At 35.8% G+C, this 20,784-nt stretch carries 19 protein-coding genes; 8 read left to right on the top strand and 11 right to left on the bottom strand.

What is annotated here, in order from left to right:
- Window positions 1–35 precede the first annotated feature (35 nt).
- The 7 genes from EV142_RS02435 to EV142_RS02405 all read right to left on the bottom strand — a co-directional run bounded on the left by EV142_RS02435 (window position 36) and on the right by EV142_RS02405 (window position 9,810).
- On the bottom strand, window positions 36–722 hold the full coding sequence (locus tag EV142_RS02435) for a hypothetical protein (RefSeq protein ID WP_132032354.1): 687 nt from the start codon (window positions 720–722) through the stop codon (window positions 36–38).
- 25 nt (window positions 723–747) lie between these two features.
- Window positions 748–1,089, bottom strand: coding sequence for a magnesium and cobalt transport protein CorA (locus tag EV142_RS02430; protein WP_132032352.1), 342 nt, complete (start codon window positions 1,087–1,089; stop codon window positions 748–750).
- An 88-nt stretch (window positions 1,090–1,177) separates the two neighbouring features.
- Complete coding sequence (locus tag EV142_RS02425) at window positions 1,178–1,801, bottom strand: hypothetical protein (RefSeq protein ID WP_132032350.1); 624 nt, start codon at window positions 1,799–1,801, stop codon at window positions 1,178–1,180.
- A 10-nt stretch (window positions 1,802–1,811) separates the two neighbouring features.
- Window positions 1,812–6,593, bottom strand: coding sequence for an RHS repeat domain-containing protein (locus EV142_RS02420; protein ID WP_132032348.1), 4,782 nt, complete (start codon window positions 6,591–6,593; stop codon window positions 1,812–1,814).
- Window positions 6,584–8,452 carry an FG-GAP-like repeat-containing protein gene (locus EV142_RS02415; protein ID WP_132032346.1) on the bottom strand — a complete coding sequence of 623 codons (1,869 nt, stop codon included), beginning with the start codon at window positions 8,450–8,452 and terminating at the stop codon, window positions 6,584–6,586. Before EV142_RS02415 ends, EV142_RS02420 begins: the two co-directional genes overlap by 10 nt.
- A gap of 3 nt (window positions 8,453–8,455) precedes the next feature.
- Window positions 8,456–8,905, bottom strand: coding sequence for a T9SS type A sorting domain-containing protein (locus tag EV142_RS02410; RefSeq protein WP_132032344.1), 450 nt, complete (start codon window positions 8,903–8,905; stop codon window positions 8,456–8,458).
- Window positions 8,906–9,378: 473 nt separating this feature from the next.
- Window positions 9,379–9,810 (bottom strand): helix-turn-helix domain-containing protein, encoded by a 432-nt coding sequence (locus EV142_RS02405; protein ID WP_132032343.1) that lies wholly within the window; start codon window positions 9,808–9,810, stop codon window positions 9,379–9,381.
- Between the two features lie 241 nt (window positions 9,811–10,051).
- On the opposite strand from EV142_RS02405, the gene EV142_RS02400 reads away from it, so the two are divergent.
- From EV142_RS02400 to EV142_RS02370, 7 genes are read left to right on the top strand one after another with little or no spacing between them, the layout of a single operon-like run.
- Window positions 10,052–10,414 (top strand): S-adenosylmethionine decarboxylase family protein, encoded by a 363-nt coding sequence (locus EV142_RS02400; RefSeq protein ID WP_132032341.1) that lies wholly within the window; start codon window positions 10,052–10,054, stop codon window positions 10,412–10,414.
- 6 nt (window positions 10,415–10,420) lie between these two features.
- Window positions 10,421–11,650, top strand: a complete 1,230-nt coding sequence (locus EV142_RS02395; protein ID WP_132032339.1) for a DUF4178 domain-containing protein — start codon at window positions 10,421–10,423, stop codon at window positions 11,648–11,650.
- 5 nt (window positions 11,651–11,655) lie between these two features.
- The gene (locus EV142_RS02390; protein ID WP_238698643.1) at window positions 11,656–11,835 is read left to right on the top strand and encodes a hypothetical protein; all 180 of its coding nucleotides are present in this window, start codon (window positions 11,656–11,658) and stop codon (window positions 11,833–11,835) included.
- 11 nt (window positions 11,836–11,846) lie between these two features.
- Window positions 11,847–12,062 (top strand): DUF350 domain-containing protein, encoded by a 216-nt coding sequence (locus EV142_RS02385; protein ID WP_132032335.1) that lies wholly within the window; start codon window positions 11,847–11,849, stop codon window positions 12,060–12,062.
- Complete coding sequence (locus EV142_RS02380) at window positions 12,055–13,563, top strand: polyamine aminopropyltransferase (protein ID WP_132032333.1); 1,509 nt, start codon at window positions 12,055–12,057, stop codon at window positions 13,561–13,563. The genes EV142_RS02385 and EV142_RS02380 overlap by 8 nt, the downstream gene beginning before the upstream one ends.
- A complete protein-coding gene (locus EV142_RS02375; RefSeq protein ID WP_132033182.1) occupies window positions 13,550–15,178 on the top strand; it encodes an NAD(P)-binding protein in 1,629 nt (542 codons plus the stop codon). The genes EV142_RS02380 and EV142_RS02375 overlap by 14 nt, the downstream gene beginning before the upstream one ends.
- Entirely contained in the window at window positions 15,156–16,178 is a 1,023-nt protein-coding gene (locus tag EV142_RS02370; protein WP_132032331.1) for a hypothetical protein, read from the top strand. Before EV142_RS02375 ends, EV142_RS02370 begins: the two co-directional genes overlap by 23 nt.
- Before the next feature lie 16 nt (window positions 16,179–16,194).
- Here the strand turns inward: EV142_RS02370 and EV142_RS02365 are convergent, their stop codons facing one another.
- On the bottom strand, window positions 16,195–17,628 hold the full coding sequence (locus tag EV142_RS02365; protein ID WP_132032329.1) for a sensor histidine kinase: 1,434 nt from the start codon (window positions 17,626–17,628) through the stop codon (window positions 16,195–16,197).
- A 239-nt stretch (window positions 17,629–17,867) separates the two neighbouring features.
- Between EV142_RS02365 and EV142_RS02360 the strand changes: the two genes are divergently transcribed.
- On the top strand, window positions 17,868–18,203 hold the full coding sequence (locus EV142_RS02360; protein WP_132032327.1) for a hypothetical protein: 336 nt from the start codon (window positions 17,868–17,870) through the stop codon (window positions 18,201–18,203).
- A gap of 81 nt (window positions 18,204–18,284) precedes the next feature.
- On the opposite strand, the gene EV142_RS02355 is transcribed toward EV142_RS02360, so the two are convergent.
- The 3 genes from EV142_RS02355 to EV142_RS02345 all read right to left on the bottom strand — a co-directional run bounded on the left by EV142_RS02355 (window position 18,285) and on the right by EV142_RS02345 (window position 20,728).
- On the bottom strand, window positions 18,285–18,791 hold the full coding sequence (locus tag EV142_RS02355; RefSeq protein WP_132032325.1) for a GNAT family N-acetyltransferase: 507 nt from the start codon (window positions 18,789–18,791) through the stop codon (window positions 18,285–18,287).
- A 77-nt stretch (window positions 18,792–18,868) separates the two neighbouring features.
- On the bottom strand, window positions 18,869–19,831 hold the full coding sequence (locus EV142_RS02350; RefSeq protein ID WP_132032323.1) for a nitrilase family protein: 963 nt from the start codon (window positions 19,829–19,831) through the stop codon (window positions 18,869–18,871).
- Window positions 19,832–19,900: 69 nt separating this feature from the next.
- Window positions 19,901–20,728: a helix-turn-helix domain-containing protein gene (locus tag EV142_RS02345; RefSeq protein ID WP_132032321.1), complete on the bottom strand. Its 828-nt coding sequence runs from the start codon at window positions 20,726–20,728 to the stop codon at window positions 19,901–19,903.
- Window positions 20,729–20,784: the final 56 nt, after the last annotated feature.

Here is a 20,784-nt window from a genome sequence, read left to right as displayed (position 1 = left end):
TGCCATGCCATGGTAAACTTATTACTCGTACCAGATTACAATATTATTTCTGAACTTTTCAGCTTTGCAATTTTCTTATCCAACTTATTAGTTTCTATCTGCCTTAAAAATTCTTCCCGATGATTTACTTTTTCTTGTAAACTTTGAAACCACAAATCAAATTTTCCATACCAAATTTCAAACATCTGCATATTCCAACTCATACTTATCTGTTGAATCTGAGTTAAAATATTTTCAACTTGAGCTTGATTACCTGTGTACAAAGCTATATAAAATTTCAATTCAAATAATTTTGCTTGCTGCGCTGAATTTGTTTTTACTAACATGTCATTAAAGCGATTATCTACTAATTCAAACAATGATTTCAATGTAACATTTTCATTCAACGAGATGATTATTTGTTTTTTTAGACATTCAATTGCTTCGTTGAAATAAATACTGTGTCTTAAATAAGGTATATCTAATTGTAGCCCTTTATTATTTTCAATTGCAAAATAAATAGATGGGATATTTAAACATTCTTTCAAATTACTTTTCCATAATGGATATACAACAAAATGTGGTCTATATTCCTCAGAATGTGGAAGTTTTATTAATTCTATCCCTAAAACACAACAACCAACTATTTTATACAATTTGTTTTGTGCAAATGCTGAAAGTTGAGGAACAGCATTTAGCCATTCCTCAGTAATCTTCTTTTTTATTGTTTTCTCTATTGCCACAATTAGAATGATTTATTTAGAGAAATTAAAATAAGTTTTCACCTTTTAATTTGTCCCTAGTTTCTAAGACTTTTTGCCTTAGTTCATCAATACTTGAAAAAGCTTTAGAATCTAAAATATGATCTTCTTCATATTGAGAAAACCTACTTGTAACTTTACTTAGCTCTGAGAAAATATATTTTTCATTGTGTGTAAATGTACTATTGTCAATTTCTAAATCATACGAATAGTAATATTCATCACAAAAAGTTGACTCATTAATTTTTCCCAATATATATTCATCAATTAGCCAATACAATCTTCTTTTATCATTTTTTCTATACATATGATTATCCTTATTTTGTTTTAACATAATTACAAATGCCATATTGAATTTCTTGCTTTATCATAAAGAACGTCAAGGCTGTATACTTTGCCTTTTTTGAATATTTATCCACTTTTGTGCAAAACCTATTTTAGGACAAGATACTCTCAATTGTTTCATCAATCATCTCAATACTCGAAGGATTATGTATTATTTTGTAAATATTTTTTTTAAGGTCAATCCCAATAAAATTGCCGTCTTCCAGATCTTTAATATGAAAATACTCCCTGTTATTTATAAAAACAGAATAAACTTCTGAAGGGTTTAAAATCATTTTTTCTTTTTCACTAAGAAGATTTTCTATTTTTTGATAATCAACAATTCCAAAAAAAGTTTTCCTGAAACCTGTTACGTCAATTTTGTTAGTGTCAATGTCATATTTTTTATTTCCACCTAATGAGTAGCCATTGATTGTACCGCTTGACACATAAATTTCGTAAGGTAAATAACTTAATGTTTTTCTATCATAAACTTTTATGTTACAAAGTTTAAAATCCCTTTCATTTTCTCTATCGTATTTTTTCAAAACATTAGAATTAAAAGTAAATGCAACATATCCAGGGATATCACTAGCATCTATTAATACTCCTCTGAATAATCCATCATTTATTTGATTAATCAAATGTGAATATGGAAATGGAAGTTTCACTAGTACATTTTGAAGTAATTTAATTTCTTCATCCTTTATTTTTGTTCTTTTAAATATTCCAAACATAGTTAATTAATTAAAATTTAGTAAACCAATTATATTTTGCAAACCATCCAACTTCCGGTTTTATACCAGCACGCAAAAAGTTATAGCGATAAGAATCAATAAGTGAGTGTTGAATAGTATTAACTTTCCATACATTTATTCTATTATTGACCATCCACATTGGTATATCATATGCACGTTGAAACCTTTGGGTTAAAAACACATGATGAAACTCTGTACTTATTCTTTGTGTTCCCGTTGAAGTTGAAATTTTTGTTAGTGTTTCCGTACCACCTCTAGCAATTTTGTATTGTTCAAAAGTTTTACCTCCTGTTAAAATGCTTTTTACTGAAGTCTTAGCTTCTGTAAGCAGTGCTCTTTCCCCTACATTTACTAAAACACCACCGACTTTCGTCATAGGAATTGCAGTAACAATTTTCATATTGGCATCAAATCCTGATAACTCATTACCATATCGGTCCGTGCCATTGACATTTCCTTTTATTCCATCCCAGGCAAGCGCTATCGGATTAAATTGATCTACTTCGTAAACAAATCTACTAAAATAATCTAAAAGGCTGCCGCTGCCATCGCCACCATAATATTGTCCACTTCCGGTAGTTTTTACGTTTACGTATTTACTCACATTAGGCTGCGGTGCCGGATTAGGATTATCATTCCCTTTATTTCTCCCCAAAAACCTATCCCTGCTTCTGCGCCAGCTATTAAAATTTAAGTTTTTCCTTGCCCACTTTGTTATGCCCGTATCACGTCCAAATTCTCCTAAATCGGTACTGGTTGCTGAACCACCACTTCCAGTGTTTACTCCCGGTGATCCTGTACAAATATCACAGGAAGCATTACCACTAGGATCCGTATACAACAATGGGTTGTTTAACACATAACCATATTGGTTGTAATTTTGCGTATTGGTAGGATCCTGTATATAATTGTCTGCCTGTAAAAATCGGTGCAGCAGCGGGTCATATAACCTTGCATTCATGTTAATCAGCCCCACACTCTGCAAATGCTCATGACCCGTATACCCTCTGTCCAGAACGGTTAATCCGTTTAGCGTATTGCCGGCGCCATCCTGTACTTTTATAATTGTACCCCAGGCATCAAACAATCGTTTTTCGACTACGGTAGCATTGGCATCTGTTATGGCCATAATACTGCCCTGATAATCCCGGTGTAAATATAAATAATTTTGTGTTGTTCCGTCACTCTTCACTGCAATCGGTGCCGTGTAGCCATCCCCGCCAATGTAAGTAACAAATTCAGATGTTCCCGTTACTTTGTTTTCCTTGATTTCCATTGTTCCATCGGCAGAATAATGTTTGCGCAAAGGCCTAAGCAGTTTGTCGGCAAAGCCGCCGTAATACATGGTGCTTCTCTGGTTGTCATCGTTATAGGTAAAACTTATTTTATCGACATTGGTTTCTTCGATCTGTAAGGGGCTTTTAAAAGCATTGTAGGTAACATTTAAACTCCTTACAGTTGAAGCAGGATCACTCGTTTTACGTATTTCAACATCGTCGTACCAGATATTTCCTAATCCGTTGTTGTCTAAACGCAGGCGTAATTTTTTAACATTTGCCGGGACTAAAAAGGTACCCGTGATTTGTGTCCATGCGCCTTTGGTATTGTTTACCGTATTTACCTGCGTTACTGTATTTGCCCCATCTTTCATGTACAGGAATATTTCTGCCTGCGGATTGTCACTGTAAAACCAGGTCGAATAGGTATATTGAGTGGGCGCAGCATTGCTGATATCTATCCATTTATCCGAGAAAACGTATTGCTCTGTCGTCGTTGTATTGGCTAATTTTAAGGTGTTTTTTCCAACTGCATGCCCGGCTTTTGTACCATCATAACTGAAAAAGTTTGTATTAGGATACTTTTCAGTACCCCAACCTGTTTTGTTCTCCATGGCATCATTAAAAATACCTTCTCTGTTGGCATAATAGCCGGTGGCTTCCGGATTAAGCGTTATAGCCGTATTTTGGTATTTTTTAATCGGGTCATAAGAATAGGCGCCCAGATTGTTTCCGGTTATTTTCCCCGAAGCATCATAGGTCTGGGTTTCCTCCACCCCTTGTAGATTGGTAAACTTTTGCAGTCTGTTGATTGCATCATATTTAAAAGATTCTGTATAGTTGGCAAAAGAACTGTTAATTCTGCTGTCCAAATTATCCGTATTCTTATCAAATGCAGTCGTAAGGGTCAGAATATTAGCTGTCGGGGCTGTTGTTTTATCATGTTGTATTTTTGATAAATACCCATCATCATTATTATAGATATTGGTCATTTTTATACCATTACCGATCACATTTTCTACTATCTGCCCATTGGCATTAAGGGTATTGGTTTGCCAAAGCACTTTATTTAGTGCATCCTGGATTTGATATAAATCTCCATTTTTATATACATTTTTTGTGGTTACAGTACTTGATTTATTAGAACCTGCTACTAATGCTGTTTTAGTTTCGGTAGCCACCCTCCCTAAAGCATCATAGGTAAAAGATCTGGTAAATTTGGTCACATTTTCCTTATCCTCCACAATAGATTCTACTCTTTTAAAAGTGTCATACGTTATAGTAGTTGTAGTTTTATTGGTACCTGCAGGTTCATTATTATCAATGTAAACAATGGTCAGGGGCAATATACCACTATAGGTATAGTTGGTTTCACTATCTGTCCCGCCGCCTTTTATTGTTTTTTTAGTTGGTTTCCCATTAGTATCACGGGTTATGGTCGTTACTACATTGCCATTTTGTGAGGTTTCTTTGGTGAGCTCCCCATAGTCATTATATGCATAGGTAAACGTTCCGGCCGATGGGTCTTTTAGTTTTGTTTTTCGTCCCCAGCCATCTTGCTCTATATCTATACTTATATTATTGTAAGTGGTTTGCTTCAAATTTCCATTGGCGAAGTATTTATACGTAATATCACCTCCTAAAGTTTCATTAGTTGTGGTAATATTACCGGCTGCATCCGCTGTAAATTTCTTGATTTTTGAACCATCTGTTGTCGTAGTCGTAAGTCCTGAATAAGCTGTCGATACCGTTCTGTTATTAAACAGAATACTTTGTACGGGCTGGCTGTACATGTCAAATTTAGTTTCATTCCATTGCAATGGTGTAGTACCAAAGTACGGCTCACTTACCTTATAATTTCGGTCAAAAATATCGTATAAGTACGATACATAAGAAAACGTTCCGTTGATATCCTTACTTCCGGATCTTATCTTTCGTCCTAAATCGTCAAACATTTCTTCAGAAGCACTGCCGTCTAAAGCATCCGGTGTTGCGGTAACAATTGTTTTTTCAGCATTTTTTGTATAAGCAAATGAAGTCGTTTTGTTTAGCCAGTCATCTTTTGCCGTTAGTCTTTTAAACCACGAATCAATGGTATAAGAAGAAGAACCATACGGGTTAGTTTCTTTTTTTAATGCCCCATTTTCAAAGTAATAATCAAAGGTTGACACTAAATTATCATTATCGGTAATTTTTATGACATACCTTCCTGAAGGATCATATTCGTAAAAAGTAGACCTTGATTGTACCGGAACCTGAGACGTTATTGTTTTTTGGATAACGTTACCATTGAGATCGTAACGCGTACCCTCTGATACGGTAGAGGTACCTATGGCACTTCTGTCAACATTTGAAAGCAATTGACTCGTTGCATCATACGTGTAGCTCTCATTGCTGGTCATAGTATGCCCATCGGCCACTACGGTGCTGCTGCTGCTTGTAGGTCTTCCTACTATATAAGGAGCTGCAACTGTTTGATAAGCCGTAGTTGTAGTAACTGTTTTAGCAAGGGTGCCTCCCTCACTCACAGACGATTTAGAGGAAGTTATATTATTATAGGCGTCGTATTGTATATCAGTAGTCTCACTATTGGTATTGCTATTGTTTATAGTGCTAAACTGTTTTACATTTAAAGTTTTTAATTTGAAAACTTTATTTGGCTGTACCGGATTTACTGCTGTTTCATAGGTCGTTAACGATCTTGAAACAAAATCGGACGGAGTTGCACCACCATAAGGGTAATACATATAAGGCACTTTAAAACTTTCAGTATTAGCGCCTCTAAGCAGGTCAACATCACTACTAACAACATTAGAGAAAAGTGCTGTCGAATCATCGTGCCAGTCTGTTTGGTTTACAGATCGGAAACCCATAAATCCAAGACCATTTAAATTTGAAACAGCGCCATAATACGAAAACAATTTCTTTTTATAAACGTCTTTGCTTCTCATTTCAATTTTTGACACGACAAATAAATTAGGGTTAATTTTTATGTCTAAATTGGGATACGATGCTATATAGTTATTCGTAGGCGTATAAATTTTGTTGTAAAAAGCAAGTCCGGAATATTTTGAATCTAAAGGAATATAGGTTAGCATTTCCTGAACCCCATTTCCTGTTGTGATTTTTTTTAACAGGTTATTTTTTTTAACATTATAACTGTCAGAAGCAAAAAAGTGAATTTTATTTTGGTTGACAAATGCAATTTCTAAAGTGTTGTTTAATTGATTAACGCCGCTTTGCTGATTTTTTATAGTTTGTGGTAAATACAAAGGAAGTGCATAAATATTGATATCAGGCTGATATCCCGTATTTACAATTTTATAATCTGTAAAGTCACCTCTGTCATTTATAGCACAAAACAGCGAAATTGCTCCTGAAGTATCGGCCTGATCTCTTATACTTGTGATTCTAATAATGTCTGTCCTGTCATCATTATTAAAATCTGTAGTAATATAATTGTAGGTATTATAGGAATCATTGGCTACAAACAAAAAGGGTACATATTTTCCTCTTTTAAAAGTCCGGCTCCTGTTGAATTATAGCTATACCAATAATTTCCGTATTCCTTTGGGATCATAAAATCCGACTTTCCATCTCCGTTATAATCTCCTATTAAAATGGGTTTGGCAGTATCAATGCCAGTATCCGTAAACTGCGTAAGCAATTCAAATTGTTTACTATCATTTAAGGAATACACTTTGACTTTTCCTAAATCAAAAACATAGATGTCCGATTTTCCATCGCCGTTAAAATCAGCTACATAAGTTACGCTGTTTATTGAAACACCTAATCTTCCGGCCCTGGTGGTAAAGTTTGCAGCAAGACGCCTGTCCATATCTACAAAATACGTATAACCTAAATACGTAGAGGTTGAAGGCAGAGGTTCGCCATAGATATCGCAAGGTCCCAGATACGAATAGGTATAATTTAATTCAATGGCGGCGATATCAGTCAGTCCGTCACCGTTAAAATCACCACTGATGAAGCGTTTAGGAAGCGATACTGTTGTCGCTATACGGGGCGTATTCGCTTTAATACAGCTTAAAGGGCTCTCAGAGTAATAGGTAAACTGGGGAAACGTATAGGTTTTCTGATATTGAGCATATATTCCAGTGGCACTTTTGGCATAGGTAGTAAAAACATTTCCCTGCACCAGAGTCCATCCCTGTGGCATAACTTTACCACCGCTGCTTAAAAACGTACTGGATAAAATCTCATCAAAGGCTCCGCTATTATAGGGCGCCCCTATATTTACATCTCCTGATTCTATATTAATAAAGGGCCAGAATTTTTTCTTTGCATCAGGACCTGTAGTCGGATATAATAAAAAATCCATTTTTCCGTCCTCATCAAAATCTCCGGAGACCGTTGCAGCGTTGAGGCTGTTAATGTTTCCTACGCTTGTTGTGGTGCTGATGGGAATATAGGTAATCTCACCTGGTGCTTTTGCTTCATATTCGAAAACGGTAGGATTATAACTTTTGGTATTATCGCCGCTCTTTTCGACAATTTCCTTTATTCTACCAAATGATTGATATGTTAAAGCATAATTTCGATAGCCAACTCCATTTCCAATGACTTTAATGCCCGTTAAATTTTTATCCCTTTTTATATTTGTACCAGCGATATAGTAATTTTCAGGGATATACCTTGGTTCATAAGTAAATTGTATTTCGTTTATGGGAGTCGCAATTCCGCGTGTACCATATTTTACAGATTCTAAAATCAGTGAATTACTGGATATTGAATATTTATAGTTTATACGTACCCCCTGGGCATTTTCCCAATACGTAATCGCCCACTCTGCTACAGATCTGGAATCTGCAGAATTACCATATAATTCTTTACTGCCATCCGGATACTCAACAAGAAAATACTCTGGGCCATAATTAGCTCCGCTAGGATGTACACCATAAGAGGTTACTCTTACATTTGAATAATATTCTGTTTCGTAAACTGTCCCATTACCACCATAGGCAGCGGTGCTGTCTTTTCTTATAAGGCGTTGTCCATTTAAGGCAAAACGATCCAGGGCATCAAAGTCTACCCCGTCAATTGTACCATCGTGCAACTTTGTAGAAGGTATTCTGGTAATAGAAGAAACACCCGAAATATCCCATCCGCTGGCCGCTGTTCCTGTTAATCCTTTTTGACTGTTATAACTTAGACCTATTTCCGGCTCTACGCCATTTATACCCGGAGGAACGGCTATCGGTATAGTATAATTGGCATTACCGGTTAAAGAAACGGTTAATTGCCCTTCGGTTGTACCTACTTCTGTAGAAGTGGTCTGAGCTGAAATATAAAAGCTAAAACTTAAAAATAAAATGGAAAAGTAAAATTGTTTCATCTCTTATTGCTTAATGATTTTGATTGTTTTCTGATCTCCGTTGCTATAAAACAGGGAAACAATGTACACGCCCACAGAATAGTTCTGGAAAGGAATATTTTGCTCATTACTGCCCTTTTTGTTCTCGTAGGATTTTACTATCTGCCCGTTCATCCCGGAGACTTGTATGGATTGCACAAAATTTTCATTCGTCAGTTCCCATTTTAAATACAATTCTTCTTTAACGGGATTAGGGTAATACGAAATAACATCTTCGGATGAAAATTTAAGAAGATCCTCTTCTTTGATGGCTTCAATTTCCTTAACATTCTTTCCGGCTGGTGGCGGGCAGTTTAAACATAATTCGCGAACTGTTTGATTCCCAGTTACAGGATCATAGGAAAACTTAATTTTGTCTTGTGCTTGAGACACATAAAAAGTTCCAAACAATAAAAGGATCAGCATATTTTCCATAAAGAGGTTACCAGATTTAAATTATGATATGAAAGAAAAATGGCGCAAACATAATCTTTTTTTTTCTTACGATCCTTACGGAAAACCACATTTAGGCTATTATAATAACATAAAATAGATTATAGTAAAAAGTAGGAATTTTAGAAGGGCGGTATTTTGTTACTTGTCAGGAAAAATAAAGAAATAATCCAATTCAGTATATTGGGAAGGAGATCACACTAGCATAAAAGTAACGAAGAAACAATAATTTTAGTAGGTTATAAATCTTTAATTTTCCTGACAATATGACAAAAAAAGACCAAATCTACCCAAAATCTACAATAAAGTTCACGTATAGGAGTGACGGAGCGGTGACGGAGGAGTGACGGTAACGTGACGGAGAAATGACGTATGAAAAATACAATGTCAAACTGTCAGAATTAAGAAGGAAATCCATGTTTTTTAAACAAAAAAAGAGACCCGAATTAGGATCTCTATATAGCATTATTTATGTTTTGTAAAAGGTTTATTTTCTCCTTTAATAATTTCTCCAAATATTCATTTTTGTCTTTTTCAGCCTGTACCAAACGTTCGTAGAGTTCAACAACTTTGTCTAAAGGATTAAAATTGCAATGATTAGACTGTGGTGCTACAACACTACCATTAATTTCGTTGTCATAAAAATTATTAAAATAGTTAAAAACACCTTCTTCAGAAAAGTTTTTAATGGCTTCCACACTTACACCCAAAGCCTTTGCTACTTCAATTAACTTTTCTTCGTCAATCGTCGCACTGTTCTCGATAATCGAAACGGCCTGTTGGTTGGTACCTAAAGCTTGTGCCAGTGCCTCCTGCTTCATGTCTTTAAGTTCACGAATTCGGCTGATTTTTCGGCCTATGTGATTTGGTTTTGTTGCTGTGCTCATAATTCAAAGATATTAAAATTCTTTAAGATATAGATTTTAGTAAAAACAGGCTTATTTTGTAAGATATGCTTTTCAATTTTATACAAAAGTACTGTTTTTTACAGAAATACAGCGCCTCAGAAACATTAAAATTGTATTTGAAAACAGTATAGCGATGACGCTTTTTAAATCTTATTTTTATGTTAAAATTATTAAATAAATTATTCTATATTTGGATCCTTTTGTTACCTAAATAACTGTAATGGATTTACCTCCTTATTCGCCGGGATTGCATAAACTGGTTACTTTACATGTCGATAAACCTCAGAAACTAACCGATAGTCAGGGCTTTGTCGATGCTACCAATCTCATTTTAGAGCGCTATTTTCTGGAGAAAGTAGGTGTGGTGGTGCATAATTTTGAAAACAACAGTTTTACCATTTCATTCTGTTTAAAAGAATCCCATATCTGCATCCATACCTGGCCGGAATACAGCCAGCTGACGCTTGATGTTTATTTGTGCAATTACCTGCAGGACAATTCGCAAAAGGTAAAAGAGGTTATGGCCGATTATGTGGCTTATTTTGAGGGGACTATTATAAAAGATTTTGAAATTAATCGTTAAGCAGATATGAAAGTTCCTTGTTACGATTGTAATACTGTTACCGAATTAGAGGTTGGTTTTAAGGTAGTCAGCTTTGTCTGCCCGAAGTGTCATAGTTTGTATCTGACACACGAAGACGGTGAACTGAGACGAAGATCTAAGTTTAAATCTGATGTAGATAATTTTGCTTTTACTATTGGGAATAAAGGATTCCTGAAAGGAGAGGAATATACCGTTACGGGTATGATCGTCAAAAAAGTATATCCGGATTATTTCTGGAAAGAATATATTCTGGTCAATAAAAGGAATGAATTTGTGTACCTTTCTGAAGTCAACGGGCATTGGATTTTTCTGAAAGAAATAGAAGAGGAGTATGATGTAAGGGAACATCCTCAGGCATTAGATTATAACGAGCAGGAGTTTAAACTCTACGAATACAGTGATGTTGCAATCGAAACAGCAGCCGGTTTTTTCGATTTTGAAGTGCCCAATACGTGGATTCATATGGTGGAGTATATCCAGCCTCCGCTTATGATTTCTATTGAAAAGATGAATAAGGTGCAGACCACTTATCTGGGAGAATACATTAGTAAAGGAGAAATTAAAAAAGCGTTTCCGAATAGTATTTTAAGACTTAAGACGGGTGTAAGTGTGGTGCAGCCTTTTTATTTTGACGTTACGAATACGGCCATTGTTTTTTGTTTTTTCGCTTTGTTAATCATCTGTTCGAACTGGTATATTTATAAAGATCAGACCGAACAGAATGTATTTTATAAGGAGATAGCCTTTGACAGTAACAATACTAAAGAAATAATAAGCGCGCCCTTTGAGCTAAAAGGAGGCTCCGCACCCTTAAGCATATGGGTTTCGACAGAAGTCGATAATTCGTGGGCCAATGTTGATGTGGCTTTGGTGGATGAAAAAACGAGTGAAGAAATTCACGCCAACAAAGATATCGAGTATTATTCGGGCTATGAAGACGGAGAAAGCTGGACGGAGGGCGGCCAGACCCAGGAGTTTAATATCTGCGGTATAAAAGAAGGCAAATACCACCTTTTGATTACCTCACAAAAAGCACCGGAAGATACCCGTAATAACGTCATGAAAGTTAAAGTGGTCTGGAATCAGCCCTCGAGCCGAAATGTATGGCTGGTTATTATTTTTATGATCGTTATTCTTGTCGTTATCAGGTTTGCCAGATTAAGTTATGAGAAAAGAAGATGGGAAGACAGTCATTACTCTCCGTATAGCGAATAAACAGTATGAAAAATATAATCGATTTTATAAAAAATAATATAACAGCAGCCCTGATAGGACTGTTTTGCTTTGGGGTCTATTTGTATTTTGCCTATTCGGGAAACCGGATCTGCGATTGCGAATCGACAGAGAGCTATACTACAGCAGGAAACAGAAGTTCAATAAACCGTTTTTATCATAAATAAATCTTTAAACTATGGATTTAATACATTACCAACCCGTTGTCAATTCGATTCTTTTTTCATTTCTGGGAATCATTATTTTATTAGCCGCCTATTTTGTAATTGAGAAAATTACGCCGGAAAACACCTGGAAAGAAGTAGTAGAGAAAAACAATGTTGCCGTTGCCATTGTCCTCGCAGCTTTTATCATTGGAATCTCGATGATTATTAGTGCCGCAATTCATGGGTAAAAAGTTTATCAAGTTTGAATTTTTATTGCTTTTTGCCGTTTTTATAATTGCGACCTGCGGGCTTGTTTACGAGCTTGTTGCCGGAACGCTCGCCAGTTACTTATTAGGGGATTCTGTAAAACAATTTTCATTTATCATTGGTGTATACCTGTTTTCGATGGGTATAGGCTCTTTCTTTTCTAAGTTTTTCAATAAAAACCTGCTGAATACTTTCGTAGAAATCGAAATATTGGTTGGATTAATCGGAGGTTTAAGTTCCGTAATTTTATTTTTGTTGTTTGAGAGCGTAGGCTCGTTTCAGCTCATCTTGTACCTGCTTGTTTTTGTAACCGGTTTTTTGGTCGGATTAGAAATTCCGCTACTAATGAACATCCTGAAAGATAAAGTCGAGTTTAAGGATTTGGTTTCGAATGTTTTTACTTTCGATTATATTGGGGCTTTATTAGCGTCTATACTTTTTCCATTAATTCTGGTTCCGAAACTTGGAATCATGGGAACTTCATTGTTCTTCGGAATGATCAATATCAGCATTGCGATTGTATTGTGTTTTCTTTTGAAATCAGAATTAAAAAGAAGTTATTTTTTAAAAGTAAAAGCTATTTTTTCGTTCCTTTTATTATTGACGGTTTTTATATTTTCAGAAAATATTTTATCGTATTCAGAAGGGAAATTATACGGCGAAAATATTATTTATACCCACTCAACTCCTTATCAGAGAATCGTTTTAACACATAATAAGAGCGATTACAGGCTTTATCTCAACAACAACCTGCAGTTTAGTTCTGCAGACGAATACCGGTACCACGAAGCCCTCGTTCATCCTGTAATGTCAATTGCCAAAAACGTCAGCCATGTTTTGGTTTTGGGTGGCGGAGACGGTTTGGCAGTGCGTGAAATTTTAAAATATAAAAACGTAAAAACAGTTACCCTCGTCGATCTGGATCAGGGAATGACCAAATTGTTTGAGACGAATAAAGTACTGACAGACCTGAACGGGAATTCCCTAAACAATCCCAAAGTTACCGTAATCAATACTGACGCTTACATCTGGGCAAAAAGCTGCAAAGTAAAATTTGATGTGGCGATTATCGATTTTCCGGATCCATCTAATTATAGTTTGGGAAAATTATATTCCCTAAACTTTTACCAGACCGTTCAGCGCATTCTGCAGCCTGATGCGGCAGTGGTAATACAAACGACATCGCCTTATTTTGCACCAAAATCATTTTGGTGTATCAATAAAACCGTAATGGCCGTTTTTCCTCAGGTAGATGCTTATCATGCTTATGTTCCTTCTTTTGGGGAATGGGGATTTACAATTGCAATTAATGGTTTTAATACCACTTTTAACACCGTAAACAGACAGGCGTCAGGATTGAAATTTTACAATTATCAGTTTGACCGGTACAATTATTTTACGAAAGATATGATTTCAAATGAAATTGAAATCAATCGTTTAGATAACCAAATTTTAGTGCGCTATTTTGATGAAGAATGGTGAAAATTACAATAGTTCGAGACGAAGTTTTGTAAAAGGAATTGCGGCTTCGCTGCTTCTGGTTCCGTTTTTGCAGTTTTGTACCGATAAAATAGCGGTTTTAATGATTCGTTTATCCGGAACAAAGCATCTTTTGGGACATCGGTTATGGATTAAGGATTTTCCGGAAATAACTTCTCATATACAAACTTCTTATCTTATTGTCGGAGGCGGTATTTCGGGATTGAGTGCAGCACGTCAGCTTACGAAAAAAGGCATTTCTGATTTTATTCTGGTGGAACTGGAAGACCATCTTGGAGGAAATTCCTCCAACGGAGAAAACCAATATTCCAAATATCCGCTGGGTGCGCATTATCTGCCGTTGCCTAATTTTCAGGACAAAGAATTACTGCATTTTCTGGAAGAAGAAAAAATCATTCTGGGTTATGATACCAAAGGTCTTCCTGTTTTCGATGAACTCCAGCTTACTTTTGCCCCCGATGAACGTTTGTTTTACAAAAACAGCTGGCAGGAAGGTGTCGTTCCCAAAGAAGGAAATACCGCTGCCGAAGATGCAGAACTGAAAACCTTTTTCAAGCAAATGGATTTTTACAGGAGTGCAAAAGGAGAGGACGGGAAGTACTTATTTGATATTCCGCTTGCTCTTTCTTCTGCCGATGAAATAACCAGGGCTTTAGATCAAATAACAATGAAAGAATGGTTTGAAAGAAACAATTTCAAATCAGAACCTCTATTTAATTATATCGATTATTGCTGCAAGGATGATTTCGGATTGGGAATTGAATATGTTTCAGCCTGGGCGGGAATTCATTATTTCGCCGGAAGAAAACAGGATTCATCTTCAGATAAAAAAGACAGCGTATTAACCTGGCCCGAAGGAAATGCGAGACTGGCAACACACCTCAAGAAATACACGAAGGACAAAGTGTTAAAAAATCATTTGGTTTTTGATCTTAAAATCGAAAACAATAAAGTTATTGCCAAAACTTTCGATGATCATAAAAAAAGGACTGTAGCAATTATTGCCGATAAAGTAATCATGGCGACACCTCAATTTGTCAATCAATACATCATCAAAGACAGAAAAGAGTTTACGAAAGAGTTTCATTATACGCCGTGGCTTTTGGCAACGCTTGTAGTTTCTGATCTGGCAGATAATTTCAGTTTTCCACTATCCTGGGACAATATTATTTACGGATCAAAAGGATTAGGTTATGTATACGACCAGCATCAGTCTGTAAGTCAGTTACAGACCAAAAAAGTAATCACCTATTATTACAGTTTTTCTGGTCCGGATCTTAAAAAAACCAGAAAGGAAATTTATAAAAAGAAAACCGAATATTGGAAACAAATGGTTTTTGACGACCTGAAAATGGCGCATCCGGATATTGAAAGTGTTACCGAAGAAATGAATGTTTTTGTATTAGGACACGGAATGATTAGTCCGGTGCCGGGTTTTATCTTTGGCGAAGCAAAAAAACAGGCGTCCAAAAACATAGAGAAATTAATCTATTTTGCCCACACCGATCTGTCCGGTATTTCTATTTTTGAAGAAGCTTTCCATCACGGAATTAATATTGTAAATCAGATTTTAGATGACACAACCCTGGATTCATAAATCGAAAACCGATTTCCTTTTTATAATCGGACCTTCCTTTTTCGTGCTGGCCTTTATTTTTCTTTTTCAGGATTTTATTACCAGAATCGAGGAGCAGTATTCGTTTTACACCTGGCTTTTTTTAATCGTTTTTATAGATGTGGCACATGTTTATGCAACGCTGTTTAAAACTTATTTTGTAAGGAAAGAATTCGAAAAGAAGAAAAAACTGCTGACGATTTTACCCTTGATCTGTTTCTCTGTTGGTTTTGTTCTTTTTGCTTTTGGCAGTATGGTGTTCTGGTCCTTTCTGGCGTATGTGGCCGTTTATCATTTTATCAGACAGCAATATGGCTTTATGCGCCTGTATGCAAGACAAGAAAAGAAAACAAAAAGATCTGTTTTTATAGATAATCTTACCATTTATGCCGCAACCGGATACCCGATGTTATACTGGTTTTTATCCTCGCCAAGAAAGTTTAACTGGTTTGTAGAAAACGAATTTTTTCGTTTTCATAACGAAACGATTCTAACCATTTTACTCTGGATTTATATCGTAATTTTAAGCACGTATGCAATTTATACTTTGTATACGAGTATTAAAAACCACTTTTTTAATATTCCTAAAAACAGCATTATTTTAGGAACGGCATTGTCCTGGTATTTCGGCATTGTTTATTTTAATGACGATCTGATCTTTACATTGCTAAATGTAATCACGCACGGAATTCCCTATATGGCGCTGGTTTACTTTAAGGAAATCGATAGCAAAACCGATTCAGAATTGGGCGTTCTGCGTTATTTAAAAGAGTATAAAGGCATTTTTATTTATGCAGTGATCCTCTTAGTTATTGCTTCTACGGAAGAATTTCTTTGGGAAGTTTTGGTCTGGAATGAAAATATTTCTTTTGCAGCTATTAATTTTTCGGGTTGGGAATTTTTAGCGGTTCCCTTGCTGAGTGTTCCGCAATTTACACATTATCTGCTGGACGGATTTATATGGAAATCCGGAAAGCGTTAATCCTGAATTTTTTTTGCTATTCCCCTAATACCGGAATGTAAATATCAAATCTTGCGCCTTTATTGATCTCGCTTGTTGTGGTAATGATTCCATTATGGTTTTGGACAATTTTCTTTACAATGGCAAGACCAATCCCTGTTCCTTCATATTCCGAATTGGTATGCAGACATTGAAAAAGTTCAAAAATCCGGTCTTTAAATTGTGGGTCAAATCCAATGCCGTTATCGCTGATACTGATATGGGCATAATATCCACTTTTGGATTGATTTCTGTCTTTTAATTTTGGGAATTCGATATGGTTTTTAATAATGATATGAGGAGGAAAACCCGGTCTGGAAAATTTAAGGGAATTGCAAATAAGATTTTTTAAAAGCTCTTTAAACTGAAGCGGAATAACAGTAGCGTTACCCAGAACAGAAACTTCGACAATGGCTTTTTTTTCTGCAATATCATCTTTAAGATCCAGAAGTACTTTTTGTACGCTCGTATTTAGGTTGGTATCTACAAATTTTTTGTCGGTCGAATTGGTTTGGGAATACGTAAGCAGATCATTTAAAAGTGTCTGCAGGCGGGCAGCTGCAATTTCAGTACGTTTAAAATAATATTGTCCTTTTGTTGATAGATTCTGGTGTTCGTCAGTAAGAATACGATTGGAGAAAACCTGAATTTTTCGCAGAGGTTCTTGTAAATGATGGCTGGAAATGTACGTAAAAGAGTCGAGCTCCTTGTTCGCGATCAGTAATGCAGCAGCCTGTTTTTCCTTTTCTTCATTCTGAAAAGCCAGTTCCGTATTGGCAAGTATAAGTTCGGCAGCGCGCTGTTCTTTTTCTTTGTTTTGAAAAGTAAGTTCGATGTTAGCGATTAAAAGTTCGGTAGCACGTTTTTCTTTTTCCTTGTTCTGGAAAGCCAGTTCGCTATTGGCAATAACGAGTTCAGCAGCGCGTTTTTCTTTTTCTTTATTCTGGAAAGCCAGTTCGCTATTGGCAATAACGAGTTCAGCAGCACGTTTTTCTTTTTCTCTGTTTTGAAAAGCCAGTTCTTTATTGGCCACAATCAATTCGGCAGCACGTTTTTCCTTTTCTTCATTTTGATAGGTAAGTTCGATATTCGCAATCAGTAATTCGGCAGCACGTTTTTCTTTTTCTTTGTTTTGGAAAGCCAGTTCCCGGTTGGCGATAACCAGTTCAGCAGCGCGTTTTTCTTTTTCTTTATTCTGAAAAGCCAATTCGTTATTGGCAATAACGAGCTCTGCAGCACGTTTTTCTTTTTCTTTATTCTGAAAAGCCAGTTCCGTATTGGCAATAACCAATTCAGCGGCGCGTTTGCCACGATCTTCTATTTGCTGAGCGAGTTTTTTATTAGCCAGAATTAATTCTGCCGGATGGTTGGTCTTTTCTTCAGAGAGAAGTGCAAGATCTGTAAAAGTGGTATTGGGCTGTGTTGGGTTCATAGTTTATCCTGCAATTGCCAAAGGTAGTTTAACTAAATTTAATCTATTGATTTTTAGAATAATATAAATAATTGTTACAGTAGGAGATTCTAAAATGCCAGTTAAAAAATAAAGAGAACTTTTGGTACAGAATGTTAATACGGTGTGCTTTAAAAAAAAGAAAGGTAAAAATCTTTTATAAAAAGGTTCTAATTATAATTTAACTATCTAATATTGTACTTCAATTAAAATAAGAAAATATGTATCAATATTATTTTCGTCCGGGGTACCAATCAGAAGAACTTTTGATTGATATTTTTGATGGAGCTGAAAAGGAAACCTTTTTTCCGGATTTTATGACTGCAATCAAAGAAATAAAGCCAAAAATGATTGATATTCTGGATTTATGGATGAATGATGAGGTGCTGATGACCATAGATTCCGAAGCAGGAAAATTTACGGTTTCAAAAGATATTTGGGGCTTTGCTTTTATTATGACCGATCATAATCAGGAGGGATTATATCGGATCAATTCGATTTTAGAGCAGTCGGAACAGTTTGAAAAAATCGATGTTGATTTTGAAAATTATAAATAGCGTAAGATTTTTGAAACTTAAAAAGCAAAACCCTTATGGAAAATTCCGCAAGGGTTTTGCTTTTTTGAATGAAGCGGCTTTTTAAAGTTTAATTTCGAACAAGCTAAAAGAACCTTCTTTGTAATGTTCCGGTAATTCTGCCGTCCATTCGATAACGCTGATGCCTTTGTAGTCAAAACCGCAGCTGGTGTAATATTTGTTTATTCTCTCGTTGCCACTATGCGTGTCAAGTCGGATATACGTTTTTCCGTTTTCTTTGGCATATGTCTTAACCCATTCAATGATTTTCTTCACATAAGAACGTCCTCTGAATTTTGGATTCGTAGCAATACGATGAATATAGACGGCAGGGTCTGCAGCCGCTTCTTTCCAGATAATCAAATCGTTGAAGGTAAGCACAAAAGTACAGGCAATTTCGTCTTCTTCCCTGATTATAAAATGTCTATTCTCTTCAATCTCCTTTTCGATCAGTGATTTTTCAAAGCCTCTCCAGCTCTTTATGTTGACCGTTTTTTGGTAAGCGGTAGCCTCATTATAAATATCGAAAACGGCATCGATATCTTCCTTTGTAGTTTTAAGAAATTCCATTATTTGTATTTATGCTGTAGATGAATCTATACCAAAGATAGATTTTTAAGAGCCGAAAGACTTTAAGATTTTTGGTTTTAACTCTTTTTTTCTTCACTGCTGAGCCAAGCTACTTTTTGTTCTGATTCGTGATTTTGTCCAATAATATCCCGGTATAATGATGGTCTTCTTGCTTTTATATAACGGTTTCCTCCGGCCTGAATGCATTTTTCAGGAGTAATCGTCGCTGTGGCAAAAGAGTCGTCAAAAGAGCGGCATTCGGTAAGGATATCACCAAAAGGATCAATAATCATAGCGCATCCGTTTTTCAACTGGTCGTCATCCATGCCGATAGGGTTTGAAAAGACGGCATAAATAGCATTGTCATAAGCCCTTGCCGGTAACCATTTTATTAACCAGTCACGGCCTTTCATGCCGTCAAATTCCATTCGTAAAGAGGTCGGGTCGGTTTCCCGGTTTTTCCAAAGCTCGGGAGCAACAAAGCCGGCACCTGGACGGGTAGAAGGAGTGCACATGGTCACGTGTGGCATAAAAATAATCTGGGCTCCCAAAAGAGCTGTGGCACGTACATTTTCGATTATGTTATTGTCATAACAAATCAGGATTCCACATTTCCAACCGCCGATTTCAAAAATGCAATAACGATCTCCCGGAGTGAGATGCGGATTTATAAACGGATGAAGCTTTCGATATTTCGCAACTAAACCATTTTTGTCGATACAAACATAAGCCTTAAATAAAGTATCATTTTTATCTTTTTCAAAAAGTCCTGCCAATACAACAATGTTATTATTTTTGGCTATTTCAATAAGCTTTAAAATACTGTTCCCTTCCGGAATAATTTCTGCTACATCAAGCAGTTGTTCTTTAGATAAATGCCGGGCAAAAGTATATCCTGTTACAGAACATTCGTGAAACGCAATTACATCACAGCCTTCACTGGATGCTTTCTGCGAAAGTTTTTCGATTACGGACAAATTGTAGTTTTTGTCACCACTTCTGTTTTCAAACTGGGCAGTAGCTATTTTTAGATTTTTCATTTGGTGAATAATTAATGATAGATCAAAAATAGCAGTAGCGGCAATTTAGAAATTGTATAAAACCGACATTTACATGGTGTTTTTTGGAAAAGTTTCGATGAAATTGTTCGTTAGTTTTCCGGTATTGTGCAGATACTCCCGCGGTGTTATTCCCGTATGTTTTTTAAATTCCCGTATTAAATGTGACTGATCCGAAAAACCTGCGTCATACGAAATTGATGTGAGAGAGATGTTCCCGGTTTTGTTTTTAAGAAGACTTAAAAAATGTTGCAATTTTATAATGGTAGCAAATTTCTTTGGGTTTAATCCGATACCTTCCGTAAATTTTCTTTCGATATGTCTTTCCGTATAACCTGTGTAAGCGACTAATTGACTTAGAGAAAACTTACCCTTGTTTTTGAGGATAAAATCTAAGGAAGCATTTGTGATCAATTGGTTTGTTTGTGGTTTTTTTGCTTCAATCCTTCTGAAAAAATGATTTAACAGCTGTAATCGATTCTTAATTGTTACTTGTTCGGCTAATTTTTCCTCAAGTTCTAAACCTGCACTGCCAAATATACCATCAATAGTAATAATAGCATCCCGAAATTCACTGCCGGAAACTCCTAATAGCTGGTTTATGCCATTAGGTTGAAAAACGACAATAACAATCAGTATTTCGTTGTCTGAATAAATATTTTTAAAACCGTTTGGTTGTCCGTAAAAAAAAGAGCCAGGCAGGTAATTTCGTGTTTCAGAGTTATTTAATCCAGCTATAAGTTTGCTTTTTTGTGAAAATACAATTCCGGTATTGCCGTCAGAAAAAAAGCGGAGTTGCTGAGCCGTATTTCCTTTGTTTTCTAAAAAAAGATAATGCTTGATATAAGCTGATAATTCCTTCGGAGGTAAAACTTGCATAGTCTGTATGGTTGTTAACCTATGTATAGGTACAGTGAAGTAAAATTAAATATATT

It is taken from the genome of Flavobacterium circumlabens (assembly GCF_004345565.1).
Lineage (GTDB): Bacteria > Bacteroidota > Bacteroidia > Flavobacteriales > Flavobacteriaceae > Flavobacterium > Flavobacterium circumlabens.
Note: the sequence above shows the minus strand (reverse complement) of the source record. Positions and strands in the feature narration are given on the sequence as shown.